At 66.5% G+C, this 17411-nt stretch carries 18 protein-coding genes; 4 read left to right on the plus strand and 14 right to left on the minus strand.

What is annotated here, in order from left to right:
- Positions 1–28: 28 nt before the first annotated feature.
- From J9314_RS02165 to J9314_RS02175, 3 genes are read right to left on the minus strand one after another with little or no spacing between them, the layout of a single operon-like run.
- Positions 29–400, minus strand: a complete 372-nt coding sequence (locus tag J9314_RS02165) for a type II toxin-antitoxin system death-on-curing family toxin (protein ID WP_210604276.1) — start codon at positions 398–400, stop codon at positions 29–31.
- Positions 397–600, minus strand: a complete 204-nt coding sequence (locus tag J9314_RS02170) for a CopG family transcriptional regulator (protein WP_181273901.1) — start codon at positions 598–600, stop codon at positions 397–399. The genes J9314_RS02165 and J9314_RS02170 overlap by 4 nt, the downstream gene beginning before the upstream one ends.
- 55 nt (positions 601–655) lie before the next feature.
- Positions 656–1981, minus strand: coding sequence for a methyltransferase domain-containing protein (locus J9314_RS02175; protein ID WP_210604277.1), 1326 nt, complete (start codon positions 1979–1981; stop codon positions 656–658).
- A gap of 152 nt (positions 1982–2133) precedes the next feature.
- On the opposite strand from J9314_RS02175, the gene J9314_RS02180 reads away from it, so the two are divergent.
- From J9314_RS02180 to J9314_RS02190, 3 genes are all read left to right on the plus strand, one after another.
- The gene (locus J9314_RS02180; protein ID WP_210604278.1) at positions 2134–3675 is read left to right on the plus strand and encodes an amidohydrolase family protein; all 1542 of its coding nucleotides are present in this window, start codon (positions 2134–2136) and stop codon (positions 3673–3675) included.
- Entirely contained in the window at positions 3672–4382 is a 711-nt protein-coding gene (locus J9314_RS02185) for a sulfite exporter TauE/SafE family protein (RefSeq protein ID WP_210604279.1), read from the plus strand. Before J9314_RS02180 ends, J9314_RS02185 begins: the two co-directional genes overlap by 4 nt.
- Positions 4383–4645: 263 nt before the next feature.
- The gene (locus J9314_RS02190; RefSeq protein WP_210604280.1) at positions 4646–5821 is read left to right on the plus strand and encodes a LacI family DNA-binding transcriptional regulator; all 1176 of its coding nucleotides are present in this window, start codon (positions 4646–4648) and stop codon (positions 5819–5821) included.
- Between the two features lie 46 nt (positions 5822–5867).
- Here J9314_RS02190 and J9314_RS02195 read toward each other — a convergent pair whose 3' ends face one another.
- The 6 genes from J9314_RS02195 to J9314_RS02220 all read right to left on the minus strand — a co-directional run bounded on the left by J9314_RS02195 (position 5868) and on the right by J9314_RS02220 (position 10668).
- Positions 5868–6203, minus strand: a complete 336-nt coding sequence (locus J9314_RS02195; protein WP_246490566.1) for a hypothetical protein — start codon at positions 6201–6203, stop codon at positions 5868–5870.
- A 71-nt stretch (positions 6204–6274) separates the two neighbouring features.
- Positions 6275–7663, minus strand: coding sequence for a uracil-xanthine permease family protein (locus tag J9314_RS02200; protein ID WP_210604281.1), 1389 nt, complete (start codon positions 7661–7663; stop codon positions 6275–6277).
- A gap of 179 nt (positions 7664–7842) precedes the next feature.
- Entirely contained in the window at positions 7843–8352 is a 510-nt protein-coding gene (locus J9314_RS02205) for a hypothetical protein (RefSeq protein ID WP_210604282.1), read from the minus strand.
- A 78-nt stretch (positions 8353–8430) separates the two neighbouring features.
- Entirely contained in the window at positions 8431–9246 is an 816-nt protein-coding gene (locus J9314_RS02210; protein ID WP_210604283.1) for a class I SAM-dependent methyltransferase, read from the minus strand.
- Between the two features lie 290 nt (positions 9247–9536).
- Entirely contained in the window at positions 9537–9896 is a 360-nt protein-coding gene (locus J9314_RS02215) for a DoxX family protein (protein ID WP_210604284.1), read from the minus strand.
- Between the two features lie 82 nt (positions 9897–9978).
- Complete coding sequence (locus tag J9314_RS02220) at positions 9979–10668, minus strand: TetR/AcrR family transcriptional regulator (protein ID WP_210604285.1); 690 nt, start codon at positions 10666–10668, stop codon at positions 9979–9981.
- A gap of 91 nt (positions 10669–10759) precedes the next feature.
- Between J9314_RS02220 and J9314_RS02225 the strand changes: the two genes are divergently transcribed.
- Entirely contained in the window at positions 10760–12034 is a 1275-nt protein-coding gene (locus J9314_RS02225) for an Nramp family divalent metal transporter (protein WP_210604286.1), read from the plus strand.
- Positions 12035–12100: 66 nt separating this feature from the next.
- On the opposite strand, the gene J9314_RS02230 is transcribed toward J9314_RS02225, so the two are convergent.
- The 5 genes from J9314_RS02230 to J9314_RS02250 all read right to left on the minus strand — a co-directional run bounded on the left by J9314_RS02230 (position 12101) and on the right by J9314_RS02250 (position 17289).
- Positions 12101–13162 carry a hypothetical protein gene (locus J9314_RS02230; protein ID WP_210604287.1) on the minus strand — a complete coding sequence of 354 codons (1062 nt, stop codon included), beginning with the start codon at positions 13160–13162 and terminating at the stop codon, positions 12101–12103.
- Between the two features lie 4 nt (positions 13163–13166).
- On the minus strand, positions 13167–14777 hold the full coding sequence (locus tag J9314_RS02235) for a lipase maturation factor family protein (protein WP_210604288.1): 1611 nt from the start codon (positions 14775–14777) through the stop codon (positions 13167–13169).
- Positions 14778–14780: 3 nt separating this feature from the next.
- Positions 14781–15881 carry a hypothetical protein gene (locus J9314_RS02240; RefSeq protein ID WP_210604289.1) on the minus strand — a complete coding sequence of 367 codons (1101 nt, stop codon included), beginning with the start codon at positions 15879–15881 and terminating at the stop codon, positions 14781–14783.
- A 136-nt stretch (positions 15882–16017) separates the two neighbouring features.
- Positions 16018–16239: a hypothetical protein gene (locus J9314_RS02245; protein ID WP_246490567.1), complete on the minus strand. Its 222-nt coding sequence runs from the start codon at positions 16237–16239 to the stop codon at positions 16018–16020.
- 12 nt (positions 16240–16251) lie between these two features.
- Entirely contained in the window at positions 16252–17289 is a 1038-nt protein-coding gene (locus tag J9314_RS02250) for a hypothetical protein (RefSeq protein ID WP_210604290.1), read from the minus strand.
- Positions 17290–17411 lie beyond the last annotated feature (122 nt).

The following is a 17411-nucleotide window of genomic DNA, read 5'->3' on the forward strand; positions in this document are numbered from 1 at the left end:
GTGCGGGGTGGTCTCGGTGTGAGGGTCTTCAGCTTTGGTCACGCCACCGGCGGAGGGAGTGAGCGACTTCATCGACACCGAGCTCTCCGCTGGCGACCGATATCACCAGGTCATAGGCTTCGTCGTCTGGTGCTTCAAGAAAGACCCCATTGAGCTCGTAGAAGACGACGACGCTCAGCCACCCGAGACGCTTGTTTCCGTCGACAAGCGGATGGTTGCGTACGACGGATTCGAGGAGCGAAGCCGCCTTGGTCTCCAGAGAAGGGTACGCCTCCGCTCCCCAGAGCACAGTTCGAGGACGGTGCGTCGCTGACTCCAGCAAGCCCAGATCTCTTACCGGCCCCACATTGAGGTCGGCGGTCAGCGCGAGCATGTCCTCAGTGCGGAGGTAAGAAGTCATTCACCGAGGCGTTCGAGGAGTTTGGCATAGCGGTCGCGCGCGCGTTCGGAAGCTTGACTGACTTTGGCGGCGTGGCCGCGTCGCTCCGCCATCTCATGGATGGCTCGAATCGTCAGCGCTTGGCGGCTGATGCCTTCGGCTTCTGCCAGCTCGGCCAGGAGGCGTTCATCGTCCGAATTCAACCGCAGTGTCATAGCCATATTCCCATGGTATCAATGTGGTAGCAGAAGGGGAAGGGTGAAGGTCCGCAGTTGTTCACTTTCGCTGGAGCAGGACCGCGACCTCGAGATGCTTCGTGTGCGGGAACATGTCGAAGATCCGCGCCTGCTCGACCGCGTAGCTCGGCATCCGGGCGAGGTTCTTGGCCAGGGAGACGGGGTTGCAGCTCGAATAGACGATGTGCTCGACACTCGAATTCTCGAGTGCGGTCGACAGCCTGGTGCCGATCCCTCGCCGAGGTGGGTTGACGATCACGCAGTCCGGCCGTTCATACGTGGCTAGGTGCTCCTCGGTCGCCGAGGCGGAAGCGCCGACCAGGGGCGTGGAACCAGCACCACCCAGGTGCTCCTCGGCGAACTCCGTGGCATCGGCGGCGAGGAAGTGTGCCTCGATGCCGAGCTCGGCGGCGCTGATCTTCGCCGACTCGATCGCCTGCTCGCTGACTTCGACGCCGGTGACTCGGCGGGGTCGACGGAAACCTGAGGTGACCTCGTCGATCGACCGTTCGCTTCCGGACACGACCGCTGACGGCCCCGCAGCGGTGCCCGCCGCCGTCGCTTCGGCGCCCGCGCAAAACAGCGCGAATCCGCCGACTCCGCAGTAGAGATCCCACAGGTTCTCCGCATGCACCGAGTCCACCCACTCGGCCACCTGGTTGTACAAACCGATGGCCACATCCGTGTTCGTCTGGAAGAAACTCTGCGGCCTCAGGTGCAGGTCGACCCGGTCGAGATTCATTCGCAGAGACTCGCCTCGCAGCATCTCTTCCCGGCTGCCTTCGAGCACGGCCTTATGTTCAGGCAGCAGATTCACCGAGACCACGGTTGCGGTCGGCACCGACTCGAACAGCGCGACCCGTCGCGAGCGCAGCACATCGAGGCCGTGCTGGGTGCGCACGACGAACCTGATCATCAGATCCCCGGACGGAGCTACCGTGACGTGGACGAACTTTAGCTCACCGCGGCGTGCGGAGACATCGTAGGGTTCGAGCCCGGTGTCGTCGAGGAAGTCCGCGAGGACCGGGATCACGGCCCGGATCGCCGGCGCCTGGATCCCGCAGTCGCGCAGATCGACGCCGTGGAACTCCCCATCGAGGATGCCCAAGGTGACGCGACCGGCTGACCCGCCCACGGCGAGCTTCGCCCGATTGCGGAAGCCGGCCACCCCGCCGGCGAAACTCGGCAGCCACACCTGCGGAGCCGCCTCGGCGAGGATCTCCCGGCACCAGGTTTCCTTGTCCGAGAGCTGCTGCGGATACGGCGTCTCGAGGAGCACGCACGAGCGGCACTCCCCGCGGTCGAAATACCCGCACTCCAGGTGCCCATGATCCGCCGAGGCGGGGGCGAGCGGCAGGGTCGTCATCCCCTTATTCTAGTCGCCGATCCGGGCCTCGGAATCGCGCAGCGCTTCCTGCCGCGACCCTCGAGAAATCGTTGACCCGGGCTCGCCGAGGACAGTACAATCAAGAAAGCCAAATCGATTTGGCTCCATCCCTATCGAGTGCGAAGGAACCCATGTCCCAGCTGCGCACGCTCCACCAATCCCCGGCCCTGCTCGTTCCCGACCAGGTCCTCCTCCCCGAAGGGCCGCAGACCGGCCACGCGGTCCTCGTCGATGACGGCCGCATCCTCGCCGTCGGTCCCCTCGCCGAGGTGGCCGCCCAAGTCCCAGCGCTGCTGACCGAAGTGCACGCCCCCGAAACGACGGGCACTGCCCATACCGAACGCCAGGTCACCCGCATCGACCTGCCCGGTCGCCTGCTCATGCCAGGCTTCATCGACGCCCACCATCACCTCACGCAGACCTTCGGCAAGTCCCTCGTCTTCGGCGAACCCTCCGAGATCTTCCAGCGCGTGTGGGTGCCGATGGAGTCGAATATGGACGCCGAGGCCATCGACGTCGCCACCCGGCTGGCCGCCTGGGAATCCCTGCGCGGCGGCTTCACCACCGTCGCCGACGCCGGCACCCGCTCGAGCGTCGACATCTCCGCGATCTCCGACGTCACCTCGGCGGTGGGCCTGCGCTGCGTGCTCGGAATGATCGGCAACGACCTCGGCGGGGGAGTGCGCACCTCGACCGTCGCCGAGGTGGTCGCCGCCGCCGAATCCCACCTGATCAGGTGGGACGCGGAGCCGCTCGTCCACCCCTCCCTGGCCGTATCCATCCCCGAGGTCGCCTCCGACGAGGCTCTCGTGGCGCTCACGCGAATGGCCCGCGAGGCGGGAGTGCCCTTCCAGACGCACCTCAACGAACACATCGTCGCCGTCGAACGCTCCCTGAATTCGAGCGGGGAACGTCCGCTCGAGAGGATGGCCCGCCTCGGCACCCTCGGTCCCGAACTGCTCGCCGCGCACGCCACCCTGCTCACCCCGCGCGAGATCCGCCTGCTGCGCGACTCCGGCGGCGCGATCGCCTACAACCCGGTGGCCAGCTCATGGAAGGGCAACGCCGTGGCGCCCGCCCTGCTCATGCACGAACTCGGTGTGCGCATCGGACTCGGCACCGACGGCACCCGCTCGGATGCGTTCCGACTCCTCGACGCCGCCGAGACCGCGCAGCGACTCACCGGTGGAATGGACGTCGTCGACTCCTCATCCGGCGGCGGCTGGACCTGGCTCGAACAGGGACTGCGCGGCGGCGCTGACGCATTGGGACTGAGCGGCCGGGTCGGCGAGATCACCCCCGGTGCCCACGCCGACCTCCTCGTCGTCGACATCGACACCCCGGAATTCGTCCCCTCCTGGGACCTGCCCTGGGAACTCGTCCGCGTGGCCAATCGCGACCAGATCGAGGCGGTCATCGTCGACGGAAAGCTGCGACTCGAACACGGGTGGCCCGTCGACTGGGACGGACGCGAATTCCTCGACCGTGCCAGGGAGGTCTCGCGCCGCGTCGTCGAGAACTCGCCGATCACCCGCATCGATCCGAGCGCGTCCGAGCATCGGTCGAGGTGGATGGCCGAGCACGAGGGCACTCCGCTTCGGGACGGGGGCGCTGCCTCGGCGAACGGGGTGCGGAACGGCACAGCCACCTCGGCGGGAGGTGCCGACTGGTGACGGGTCTCGCGTTCACGATCATCGCCGTCGTCGTTCTCATCTCTGCGTTCGTGCAGGGGTCGACGGGGATGGGGTTTGCGATGATCCTCGCTCCCGTTGTGACGTTCATGGACCCGAGCCTCATCCCGGTGATGCTGCTCGTGCTGATGATCCCGCTCAACTTCTACGTCGCCGCGCGCGAACGTGAGCACATCGACTGGACGGGGGTGAAATGGATCAGCGTCGGCCGATTCGCCGGGACGTTCGCGGGTCTGTGGATCCTCGTCATCATCAACCTCCACCAGCTCTCCCTGCTCATCGGCTGGTCGACGCTCATCGCCGCGGTCATCGCCCTGCTCGCGCCGAAATTCACGCCGAATCGCACGGTGCTCGCCTCGGTCGGGCTCGTCACCGGCGTCACCGAGACCTCGACCGGCATCGGCGGACCGCCCTATGCGCTGGCCTACCAGCACAGTCCCGGCCCGGAGCTGCGCTCGACGGTGGCGGTGTGCTTCCTCGTCGGCGAGGTCATCTCGCTCATCGTGCTCGCCTTCTCCGGGCGGGTCACGGCCGACACGATGGTCACGACGGCGTGGATGCTGCCGTTCCTCGTCGTCGGGTCGTTCCTCTCCCGCTACGTCCACCACCGTCTCGACGGACCGGTGCTGCGCTACATCGTCCTCGGATTCGCCATCGTGTCCGGGGCCATCGTCATCGTCCAGGCGTGAGGGCCGCGCGCGGGTGTGAGGCGCGCGGGCGGGCAGTGAGGCGCGCGGGCGGGCAGTGAGGCGCGCGCGTTCAGGCCTGCGGCAAGAAAAGGGCATCCTCTGCGCAAACGTAGGTCACTAACGGATACTTTCGGGTATGAAAAAGTATCCGTTAGTGACCTATGTTTTGACGGAGCCGTAGCGCCACCGTGAACTGGCCGCTCCCGAGCCGCACCCGGTCTTGTCCGAGCCGCGGTCCGGACGCTGTGCAGTAGGCTGAATCCATGTCCGACTTCCCGCGTGCGCACCGCGTCACGATCGCCGACGTGGCGCGTGAGGCGGGTGTCTCGCGGACGACGGTCTCCCATGCGCTCAGCGGTCAGGGCAAGGTCAACGCGGCCACTCGAGCCAAGGTCAAAGAGGTCGCTGACCGGCTGAACTATCGGCCGAGCGTGCGTGCCCAGAGCCTGCGATCCGGGAAGTCGCAGACTCTCGCCCTGCTGTCGTCGATGCCGGCGGCCGTGTCTGCCGGGCCCTCTCAGCTCGGGTTCTTCACCGAACTCGCAATGGGGTGCGCGCGCACCGCACTGCTCGAAGGATATGTCTTCGTCCTCGCGCCGCCGAATGAGGAGACCGATCCCGTCGATCTGCTCGACATCGACGGTGCGATCCTGCTCGAACCGGCCGCCGACGACCCCATCGCCGAGGCGCTGCGTGCCAGGGGAATCCCCTATGTCACGATCGACGGGCCGAGTGCCGATGAGCGCATCGCCGAGGCGGGTGAGTCCGGCACCGAGGTGGGTGACCCTGGCATCGCGGCAGGTGTGCCGAGTGCTGCCGACAGCCGGTGGAGCATCGACCTGCATCATGAGCGCACGGCTCAGCTTCTGCTTGACCATCTGCTCGATCAGGGCGCCAGGCAGCCGGCGCTGCTCGTCGGTCGCAGTCGGCGCGGTGCGCAGACGGCAGCACGCGAGATCTACGCTCAGACCGCCTCGGCGAGGGGGTTTGCCCCACTGATCGTCGAGGCGGACGAAACGACAGGAGAAGACGGAGCCTATGCGGCCGCCGCTGAGCTGCTGGCCGCGCACCCGGGCATCGATGCCCTGCTCGCTCCCATCGACACCTTCGCCACCGGGGCGGTCCGGGCCGCGCAGGAAGCCGGGCGAACCGTCGGGGGTGACCTGCTCATCGCCACCCGCTATGACGGGCTGCGCGCTCGCACGAGCACGCCTGCGTTGACGGCGGTCGACCTCGGACTCGAGGTGATCTCGACCGCAGCCGTCGAGATGCTCGTGGCCGTCCTCAAGGACGATCCGACGGGGCCGGGTGGGGCAACGGGGGCGAGCGAACCAAGTGCGGAACCGGCGGCCTCGGACTCACCGGGCACAGCCGCCTCGGCGACCGTACCCGGACCTGCACTCGTGGTCCGGGAATCGACCGCGGGACCGCGGCACTAGGGCGCGTGGTTCCGACGGAGTGAAGTCCTGGCCCTTCTGCAGTCACCTACGCGACGAGCATCCACACGAGCGCGGCGAGGTTGAACAGAGCCGTGAGTGCCGGGCCGTAGGTCTTGAGGCGATCGTGGATGCCTGCGCCGATCACGGCGTCGATGGTTTGGACCAGGACCATCGCGATCGCCGCCGCCGCAACGAACCCGACCGAACCAGCGAAAAGAGCCGTCAGCGCCACCGCGAGCAGTGCGACGCTCCTGGAGAACGCATAGCGTGACGCCGTCTTCGACGGGGCATCCGACGTGCGCAGCCCCGCCAGCGAGTAGCCGAAGCTCACAGCGGCGCTGATGACGGTGATGCCGGCACACACCCAATACGAAATATCCACAGCCCAAGCGTAGGACATGCTTCATGTAGGGGTGGGCGGCACGACCTCGCCCAGCGGACGGTCCGCCCGACTCAGATCCGGTAGTCGGCGGGACGCTGCTCCAGGCCGCTCGGATCGGCGATCGGTGTGCGTGCCTTCGGGTGGCGGTTGCGCTTGCCCGTGTGATGGAAGAGCAGGTTGAGCAGCACCGAGACGAACGCGGCCATGGCGACGCCGCTGCCGAGCAGTGATGCCGCACTCTGCGGCAGCTGCGCGTACATGCCGGGGATGAGCACGGGCATCAGACCCGCGGCCAGACCCACGGTGGCGGTGATGAGGTTGCCCGTCTTGTTGAAGTCGATCTTCGCGAGCATCTGGATGCCGAGGACCGCGATGATCGCGAAAACGATCACGGCGGTGCCGCCGACCACAGCCGAGGGCACTCCGTTGAGGATCCGGGCGATCGGGCTGATGCCGATGAGGATGAGGATGATGCCGGCGATCGCGGTCACGTACCGGCTGCGCACGCCGGAGGCACGGACGATGCCGACGTTCTCGCCGCTGGTGACCATGGCCGGGGTGCCGAAGAGGCCGCCGATGATCGTGGTGATTCCGTCGGCGCGGATGAGGCGCGGGACCGCGCGGGCGGGTTCGACCTTCTTCTCGACGACCTCAGCGTTGATGATCGTCTGCCCGGTCGCCTCGGCCATGGAGGCCAGTGCCCACAGCAGCATCGGGATCGCGGCGATGAGGTCGAACTTCGGAGACCCGAAGGGGAAGAGCGTGGGCAGGGCGAACAGCGGGCCGTCGGTCTGCCCGGCGAAGTCCGTCGCCCCCATGAAGGCGCCGACGATGGTGCCGCCGACGAGCCCGATGGCCACGGACAGTTTGCCGAGCATCCCGCGCAGGAACCGGAAGCACAGCACCGTGATGACGATGGTGATGAGTCCCAGCAGCAGGTTCTGCGGGTCGCCGAAGTCCGGAGAGTCCGCTTCGCCGACGATGAGCTTGCCGGTGACCTGGACGAGGTTGATGCCGATGACGATGACCATGATGCCGATGACCAGCGGCGGGAAGAACTTGAGGACCTTGACGAACAGGGTCACCGCGAGGATGTAGAAGACACCGGTGAGCAGGACGGCGCCGACCGCCGTCTCGACGTCGGTGCCCTGGGCGATCGTGATGAACAGGATCGTCGCCGCCCCGCCGGGAAGCATGACGAACGGCAGCCGGACGCCGATCTTCCACACCCCAACCGACTGCAGAATCGACCCGAGACCGGAGAAGACGAAGACCGCAGACAGCACCGCCGAGGTGGTCCTGGCATCCAGCCCGAGCGCGGTGGCGATGAGGAACACCGAGGAGATCGGCGTCGCCACCATGACGAGCACATGCTGGATCGCGAAGGGGATGAGTGTGTGGATCGGACGCAGTCGGTCGACCGGGTGGATGTCGTCGTTGGCATCGTTCGTCTCGCTCATGGCACTGCTCCTTGAGGCGCATCGTGATCGGCCTGGAACTCAATGGCCAAATCGATTTGTTCAATCGTGCACCGTGGTGGGGGCAGTGTCAACAGGTGACTCGCGATTCGGACAGCGCCGGGAGGCTGCCGGCACGAGGTGCCGAAGCTGCGTGCCGCTCGCCGCTCGCCGCTCGGCGGTCAGGCGAAGGCGAAGCTGAGGGCGATGAAAGTGCCGAAGGAGACGAAGGGAGCGACCACTGCCGCAGAAATCGCGATGATGCCGAAGGTGCGACCGCGTGCCGTGACCGCCGCAACGATGCCGAGGATGATGGCCGTGACGCCCAGCCCGGTGCACAGGGCCTGCAGGCCGACGAGGGCGGCCGCCAGGGACTGGTACCAGTCCGGGGTGTCGGTGAAGTAGTACCCGGAGGCGGCCTCGGAGGGTCCGACCGTGGCGCCGAGGATCACCGAGGCGACCACGGAGAGAACTCCGGCGACGATCGACAGCACCATCGCCGTTCGACCCAGGGCAGGCGAGTTCGTCGCATCGGCGGAGTTGGTTCTGGGAGAGTGCGGCGCGGCACAGTGCGGCCCGGCACCGCCGGGTGAGGAGTAGATCAGCGGGGCGTCAGGGGCGGGGTGTCGCGGCTGCTGTGACGCGAGCTCGTCATCGGTCGGCTGGGGATAGGTGAAGTCCGTCGAAGTCATACCTCGACGCTATCGACGCGGGCGTGACGCGGCCCATCCTGATAACCCAAGCCGAGGGTCGGGAAAACCTCCCTCCGGTCAGGGCTTGCGGCCGACGATGAGGAATCTCTTCTGCGTGACCTCGATCGGATCGCTCGATTCGGCCAGGCGCCCGAGCACGCCGAGGTTCGGCATGACCGTGAATCCGGGCACGTCCCACGGGATGTAGGCGAGGTATTCGATGACCGCCTCGACGTCGGTGAACGACATCGTCCCCTGCCACTTCCGGGCGGCCTCGATCGTCAGCCCGTGACGTTCGAGGCCGTCGAGGCAGGGTTCGAGCTGTTGGCTGAGATTGCCCGGACCGCCGCCGAAGTAATCACGGAACTCCTGCGCCTCGGTGCCGTCGACCTGCTGGGTGAGGAACAGCCCACCCGGGGCGAGGACACGGGCCACCTCGGCGATGTCATAGCTTTCGTGTCGGTTCATCACGAGGTCGAACTCGCCGTCGCCGAACGGCATCTCCGGATGGTGATCGCTGTCGTACCGGGTCACGGTGACCCCGTAATCCTCCAGCGCCGAGGTGGCCAACGGGACATTCGGCTCCCACCCCTCGGTCGCGGTGATCGTCGGGGTCGATTCGCCGGGTGGCCGTGCCTCGTCGAGGCGGTCGATGAGTTCGCTGAGGCACTCGCCGCCGCCGGTGCCCATGTCGAGGCAGGTGGTCGATTCGGCCATCGCCTCGAGGCAGATCTCGTCGAAGTCCCACGGCGGGTCATCGGCGATGAGGCGGCCGGCCAGTGCGGAGAAGTCCCATCCCGTCATGGCGGCCGTCTCGTGGATCCAGGACCATCGCTCGTAGCGTTCGTGGGGAGTTTCGTCGCGGGTGCGACTGCTGTCGGCATATTCGGGCATGTCCACACTCCTCTGCCAGGCGGTTCGGCACGGCTGCCGGACGACGCGGTGCGTCAGCCGAACGATCTGCCGCCGATGGCGGTTCGTGCTGTGCCTGGGCCGGCGGCGATGCCGTACTTCGACTCTAGGGCAGAAATGCCGCGGCGCACATGGGAATCGCCGGAATTCTCCGATACTCACCGCCGGCGGGCTGACCATTTTGCCCACCCAAGGCGAGTGGTCCCGATCATTTCGCCCACCCAAGACAGCTGGTTCGTCCGCGTCGCGGGCTGCGGGTGTGCGGGCTGCGGCTAGACGAGGAAGCAGAAGACGAACACGGCCAGGCAGACGACGAGCATGCCCAGGCAGTTGAGCCAGAAGTCCCGCCCGACATAGCGTGCGCGCAGGTGAGCGGCGGCCGCGCAGGCGAAGTAGGCGACGAGTCCCGCCGAGGCGGCCGCGCCCACCCCGGGGACCCAGATGCCCGCCACCAGCCCCGCCGCGGCGAGGAACTTCACGACCGCGATCACCCACCACCAGTCACGCGGGAATCCGACCCCGTCGAGACACGCGGCGATCGCCCTGGGCGGCCGGAACGTCAGCAATCCGTCGCCGAAGACGATGACCGCGAGGACGATGACGGGCCAGATGGGATCGGGCAGCAGAGTCATGGGCGAACCTCCATGGCTTCGGCGATCCGCATCCGGTGCACGGCGGTGCCCGGGGCAGCGATAGATGTCTCAGGCTGCGCGCTCACAGCGGATTCCTGACGCGAGTGTGGAAAGCGATGACAGCGAGCAGTGCGTCCGTGGCCTCGGCGAGAGTCATCGAGGTGGCCGCCCAGCGGAAGAGGATGCCCAGGTAGGAGTCATAGAGTGCGACCGCGCTGGCCCGGGCATGGTCCTCGCCGATGCCGATCGAGGTCAGGGAGTCGCCGAGGCGGCCCTGCAGATCCTCGGCGAGAGTGCGGAACACCTCGGGATCCTCCTTCACCCGCACCATCGCGGCCGTGTAGTCGCGCGACAGATCTTCGTGTGCGGCGAAGAATTCGAGGAAGGGCAGGAAGAGGTCGAGCAGATGCCGCTGCACCGCCGAGGCGGGTCGGGGGTTGGTGGCAGAGGTGGTCCCACCGATTGACGTTGCCCCCGCGGCTTCTGCCGGCTCGCTGCCTGCTTTCGACAGGGTCGCTCTCCGCGGTGGCGGAGGGGTGTACGTTCCGTCCTGGAGCTGGCCGATCCAGCGGTCGAAGCAGGCGACGAGGATGGAGCCCTTGTCGCCGATCGCCATCACTCGGCCGACGGACACCTCGGCGGCCTTCGCGACGGCACGGATGGTCGTGGCTCTGTACCCGTGTTCGAGGAACAGGTCGGCGGCGGCCGAAATGATCCTCGCTTCGGTCTGTCGACGCTTGTCGGTGCGAAATTGAACATGTTCACTCACCATGCTCGAACCTTAAGTCCTTTCGTGTTCACTTTCCAGGTCATGCGTCGCGGGATACCTTGCCCGCACAGAAAAGTTAATGTACCTTAACTTCATGAACGTCGATCCATCTGCAGCAGTGCACACCAGCGAACGTGGGCGGAACCGGCGCGGCCGGACGAAGAAGATCTCCACGGTCGCGCTGCTCGGTCCGGCCTTCGTCGCCGCCATCGCCTACGTCGATCCCGGCAATGTCGCGGCCAACCTCACGGCCGGAGCCGAATACGGGTACCTGCTCGTCTGGGTGCTCGTGGCCGCGAACCTCATCGCCGTTCTCGTCCAATACCTGTCCTCGAAGCTCGGGCTCGTCTCCGGGCAGTCCCTGCCGAGCATCCTCGGCGATCGGCTGCGCCGGCGCTCCCGTCTTGCATACTGGGGCCAGGCCGAGATCGTCGCCGTCGCCACCGACCTCGCCGAGGTCATCGGCGGTGCCATTGCGCTGAAGATCCTCTTCGACCTACCCCTCCTGCTCGGCGGACTCATCGTCGGCGTCGTGTCCCTGTTCCTGCTCTCGATCCAGTCCACCCGCGGTCAGCGTCCCTTCGAGTTCGTCATCATCGCGATGCTCGTCATCATCGCTATCGGCTTTCTAGCAGGGCTGTTCGTCGGGGACGTGAACTGGGGACAAGCCGCCGGTGGAATCGTGCCGAGACTCGAAGGCACGAACTCGGTCGTGCTCGCCGCCAGCATGCTCGGCGCCACCGTCATGCCCCACGCGATCTACCTCCACTCGGCACTCTCGGTCGACCGCCACCGCCGCGATACGACAGCCTCGACCGGACAGCTGCTGCGCGCGAGCCGGTGGGACGTCGTCCTCTCCCTCGTCGTCGCCGGCTCCGTGAACATCGCGATGCTCCTCCTGGCCGCGGCATCATTGCGCGGGCAGGCGGGCACCGACACGATCGAGGGCGCGCACGCCGTCGTCACGGCCAACCTCGGCGAGATCGTCGGGCTCTTCTTCGGCATCGGCCTGCTCGCCTCCGGCCTGGCCTCGAGCGCGGTCGGCTCCTATGCCGGGGCGTCGATCATGCAGGGTCTGCTGCGCGTCGACATCCCCATCGTGTGGCAGCGTGCGGTGACGATGATCCCCGCGCTCATCGTCTTAGGTCTCGGCATCGACCCGACATGGGCGCTCGTACTCAGTCAGGTCGTGCTCAGTCTCGGCATCCCGTTCGCGATGATTCCCCTGGTCAGGCTCACGAGCAGCCGGACGGTGATGGGCGAGTTCGCGAATGCTCGGTGGATCACGGTCATCGCGGTGGCCGCCTCGGCGCTCATCATCGTCCTCAACGTCGTGCTCATCGTCCTCCTCGCGCTCGGCGTGGAATGACCTTCGCCGAGGTGGGCCTCGGCAGCCCTTTTCCGCGCGGACCGGGGACTTCCCTGGAGGGGCCCGTCAGTCGGGGAGGATTCCCGAGCGGGCGAGCACGGTGAGCCTGTGTGCGAACTCGGATGCCTCCTCGGTGTCGGCCCGGAGCAGTCGCATCGCCGGTCGGTCGTGGAACCGGACGACGACGGTCGTGTGCCCGTGGTCGATGCGGGTGCTCGCTTCGATCAGCTGATTCGGCGCCGCCTCGTCGAGGATCTCCGTGGGGCCGGCAGTGCGCGTTCGAGCGTGGACGACGCGGGTGGCGGTGGCCAGGAGGAATTCCTGTCCACGCGGAATCCGGTTGCCGATCATCAGCAGCACGGTCTCCCCGCGCTCGAGGGCGTCATAGGGAGGTGGGGTCGGACCCCTCCGGCGGGCACGTGCAGAGAGGTGCCCATCGGCACCGAGGCTCGAGGCGGCCAGGCGGCGCGCCCCGACCAGTGCGACGACGGAGATCATAGCCAGGGGGAGAGCGGCAGCGGCAGTGACGACGGTGCTTGCCGCAGAGAACCAGGCGAAGAGCGCGCCGACGCCGATTCCCAGAACGACATCAGCGCAGACGAGGGTGAGTGCGAGCCGAACCCGGCTGCGCACGGCAACGGTGAGTCCCGCGAGCGCCAGACCGAAGTTCGTCGAGGCGATCGTCGCCGCGAACAGGGCGAAGAAGGGCAGCGGAGAACTCGTGAGATCTCCCCACACGGTTCCGGGTGTTCCAGGTGCGGTGGCGAAGGAGCGCCAGAGCAGAGCCGCCGCGGAGAAGAAGAGACCGAACAGGGGCGCGATGCTCATCAACCCGATGAGCGGATCTCGTATGAAGAGTGTGAGGGCACCTCGCGGGGCACCGTTGAGTTCGGACCTCAGCCCCTCGCCTCGATCGGTGCCGGTGAAGAAAATGATCGCCACGAAGGTGATGAGTCCGATGAACGCGAAGCTCAGCGGTCCGGCCGCCTCGGCGTCGATGACGCTGTTCGATGTGCTGGATGCGCGCGCCAACCCGGTGTTGAAGACGAAGAAGAGCACCGTCGCCAGAACGCTCAACGTGACGGCTCCGATGAGAGCGTGGGAGAGGATCCGCCTGTGTTCGCTCATGTCGTCAGCTCTGCCGCTCGGTTCGCAGATCGATCGGCCGCACGAGGATCCGCGGGTCCGAGCGCACCCACCACGGTCGCGGCTGCCCGGCCGCGGCGGCGTCACGGCGTTCGGCTCGGGTGGCGTAGCGGTAGGTGAAGACGCGGACGCGGATGAGGTCCGGGGCGCGACCGGCGAAGGGATCGGGGCCTATGAGGCGGCGGATCTGTGCGTCGCCGGTGCCGATGCGGCGCAGCAGCTCGGTGAACCAGGACTGCCGGTAGTCGCCGAGCGCGGCGAACCACATCAGCCAGTCGAGCCTGAGGTGATAGGGCGCGACGACGGGTGCGCGACGGTGCACGTCACCGGGTTTGCCCTTGAACTGATACTCCCGCCAGCCGTCATCGTCGTTGTCCGCGTCGCCGTTGTACGCATCGCCGTTGTCCGCGTCGTCATCGCCCGAGCTGTCGGCGCCGTCGGAGATCCAGCCTTCGATGATGATCTCCTCCCGGGTCTCGGTCATCGACCCGAACGCACCATAGGCGTTGCCGAGGCCGAGCCGGTTGAAGCTCGCATTCATCAACTGCTGTGGCGAGAAGAGATTGCGCAGCGCCGGGACATTCAACCAGCACTGCCACGCGACGAACACGATGACGACGATGAGCCACCAGGCGGGCACAGGTGACCCGGTGCCGACGTCCCCACCAGCCACCTCGGCGCCGGTGGGATCCGACAGGATCGAGCCCACGGTATTCCATCCCCACCCGGGGAACGGCCCGCCCACGATCCAGCGGAAGAACGTATCGCTGATTCCGGAGCAGGCCAGCAGGATCGTCGCCCAGTTCAGCCACGCATAATTGCCGGTCACGACGAGTGCGAGCTGCGTGATGATGATCGCCGCAGCGGCGAACGACGCGACCGGCTGGGGCAGAAACAACAGCCACGGAGCGACGAGCTGGACGATATGGCTGCCCAACGTCTCGCCCTTGTGCCACCAGCCCGGCATGAAGTGAGCGCGCCGGGAGACCGGGTTCGGCATCGGCTGAGTCTGATGGTGAAAGTCCATCGCCGTGAGATCGCGCCACGACGCATCCCCGCGCATCTTGATCATGCCCGCCCCGAATTCGACGCGGATGACGAACCACCGCAGCAGCAGGATCATCGGCAGGGTCGGGGCCACCTCGGCGGATCCGAGGAACCCGATGAGGAACCCGGCTTCGAGCAGCAGCGACTCCCAACCGAAGCCGTAGAAGCGCTGCCCGATCGACACGATCGAGAAGTAGAGTCCCCACATCGCCAGGAACACCGGAATCGGCACCCATGCGGGCCCGGCCTGGGGCAGTCCGATGATCGCCGAGGCGGCCAGGACCATGCCGACCACGCAGACGATGCGCAGCCGCCGATCCGAATACGAGAAGCGCTTCCACCGGAAGAGGCTCGGTGCCTGCGCCCAGGTGGTCAGGGCGATGAACCGCGGGGCGGGGGTGAGCCCGCGCTCACCCAGCAGCGCCGGGAACTGGTTGAAAGCCGAGAGGAAGGCGATGAAGAAGAGGGCGCCGAAGCCGCGTTGGATGATCTCGCGGGAGATGGTGTAATCACCCGCGGTGAGGAGCTGCGTGACCGTGCCGACGTCCATAGACTATGTGTCTTCCTGCGGCAGTCGACCGGTCGTGGCCAGAGAGTTCAATGCTTCGGCGAATGTATCTGCGGCGCTCGGGTCCCCGCCGACGAGTTCCATGTCCGGGCGGTCCCGGAAATGCACCGAGGTGGTGTGCCCGTCCGGGCGGAACGCTGTGCTGGCTCCGCGCAGCTGACCGGGATGGGCCCGGTCGAGGATGTGGATCTGCCCAGGTCGGGCGGTTCCGGTGGGGGCGGCCAGCAGGAGTCGCTGATTCGTGGCGGCGAGAATCTGTCCTGCTGGGTTCTCCCTGTCGGCGAAATGGAGCATGAGGTTCTCACCCGGGCCAAGCGTCGACAGCAGGGACTGCAGTCGAGTTTCGTGGGCCGCATCGATCTGGCTGGTGGCACGTGCTCGGGTGACGGCGAACCGGCGGGCCGGGACCAAAGCGACCGTGGTGATGATGAGACAGGCGACGGTCACAGCCAGGCCCGCCGGCGGTGACATCGTGAGGAGGTTCGAGGCCACGACACCGATGGTGATGGCCAGAATCGCGATGAGCACCGAGACGATGAGGAAGATCGCCCAGAGTGTGCGGTTGAAGGCATCGGCGATGGCCCCGAGTGTGAGACTGAAGTTCGCTGCCGCCCATAGTCCGCACAGCAGAGCGAAGGCCGGCAGCGGGGACTCGGTGAAGTCGCCCCAGACTGTGCCGGGAACACCGGTGTTCTTCGCGAAAGTGTGCCAGATGAAGGTGGCGATGACTCCGCAGGCGGCCCACACCGGTCCGACAGCGAACACCCGAGGCCACGGGTCCCGGACGAAGGCGGTGGGTGGCTGCCTGCGTTTCACTCCATGTGGATCGGCGGCGTGGTCTGCACTAGCGCGGCTGCTTCCGGCGGGCGGTTTGTCCTCGTAGAAGACGAAGGCCGCAAGGGCTGCGACGAGGAACAGTGCCCCGATTCCGAGACCAGGTGCCTGATCTGGGTTGATTCCCCTGAACCGATGATCGGTGAGCGGGTTGATGCCGGCATTGGCGAGGAAGAACGGAAACGAGGCGAAGACCGTGAACCCGATCCCGAACACGAGCACTGTGCCTGTGGAGCGTCTGTCCCTTTTCATACCTCCATCATCGCAAGAACTGCTCAAGCATGGGGCGCGGAGTTGTTCCGGATCCGTTGCGTCGGAGTGAATGCAGAGAGATCAGAGTGAATGCGAATAGGAGCGGTGACCGTATCGGTCACCGCTCCTTCTGAACTCATCTCCGCCAGCGGAAGAGGCTCGGCGCCTGAGCCGCCGTGGTCAGGGCGATGAACCGCGGGGCGGGGGTGAGCCCGCGCTCTCCCAGCAGCGCCGGGAACTGGTTGAAAGCAGAGAGGAAGGCGATGAAGAAGAGGGCGCCGAAGCCGCGCTGGATGATCTCGCGGGAGATGGTGTAGTCGCTCGCGGTGAGAAGCACGATCACCTGGCTGAGGTCCACGGCCTATGCCTCCTACTGCGGCAGACGGCCGGTGGCAGCCAGGGACGTCACCGCTTCGGCGAATGTGCTCGCGGCTCCCGGGTCCCCGCCGACGAGTTCCATGTCCGGGCGGTTCCGGAAGTAGAGCAGGGTGACCGTTTCCGAACCGCGGTGAGTCGTCTCGGCGCCGAGCAGCTGACCCGGTTCCGCCTGTTCGAGGACGAACGATCGGCCCGGGGCGACGACGGAGGCACGGACGATCCGGGTGTTTGTGAGCACGATCATCTGCGGTTCGCGACCGCGATCGCTGAGGTGATATAGGTAGAGCTTCTCGTTGGCCGCGAGCAGATCGTATGGCGGTTCGCCCTCCCGCGCCCTGTCGGATCGTGCCCTCTGACGTCTGGCAGCGGCGGTCTGCCGGTCCTGAAAGTCCCGGTCCTGCGGTGGATCCGCTTGGTCATCACCTGAGATACGGGCGACCGCCCACCAATGTGTGCCCGCGAGGACGGGCAGCGTCAGCAGCAAGATGAAACCGCATACGACGAGTGCAATCCAGGTCGGCATCTCCGGCACTCCGTATCCGAAGAAGAAGGAGGCGGCGATGACAAACAGCCACATGAACGACAGGATAGTCAGGTACAGGCCGCGATGGTGGCGGCTGACCGCCTCGGCGACCGACGTCCAGATGAAGCTGAGGTTGGCCGCAGACCAGTAGGCGAAGAGCATGACGACAGCAGGCAAGGGTGAGGACGCGAAGTCGCCCCACACGGTTCCGAGGTTCCCAGAGTCCTGCGCACTCGCGTGCCAGATGAAAGTCGCCGCGACCCCGATCACCGCCCAGATCGGACCGACAGCGAAAATCATATGCCACGGTTGGTTGATGAATCCGGTGAAGGATCCGCGCGTCTGCGCGACTGAGGGTTCCGGGCCGGAGTCATCGCCGTCCCGCGGACTGATCCGCAGGAACACGATGAAAGCAACCAAGCAGACTGAGCCATAGAGCTGAAAGGCGAGGGTCTTGGCGAACGAGGCATCGAGGGTGCCGCCGTCGAAGCTCTTCGGTTGTGCCATGAATCCTGTATTTGCCCAGAGGAAGTAGACAGTGATCACGGCCGCGACGACTGCACCGTATACGAGGATTCTGCGGAATGCTGACCAGCGGAACTTCATACTCAGAGTCTGTCAGATCTGGG

The organism is Brevibacterium oceani, from assembly GCF_017948325.1.
GTDB lineage: Bacteria > Actinomycetota > Actinomycetes > Actinomycetales > Brevibacteriaceae > Brevibacterium > Brevibacterium oceani.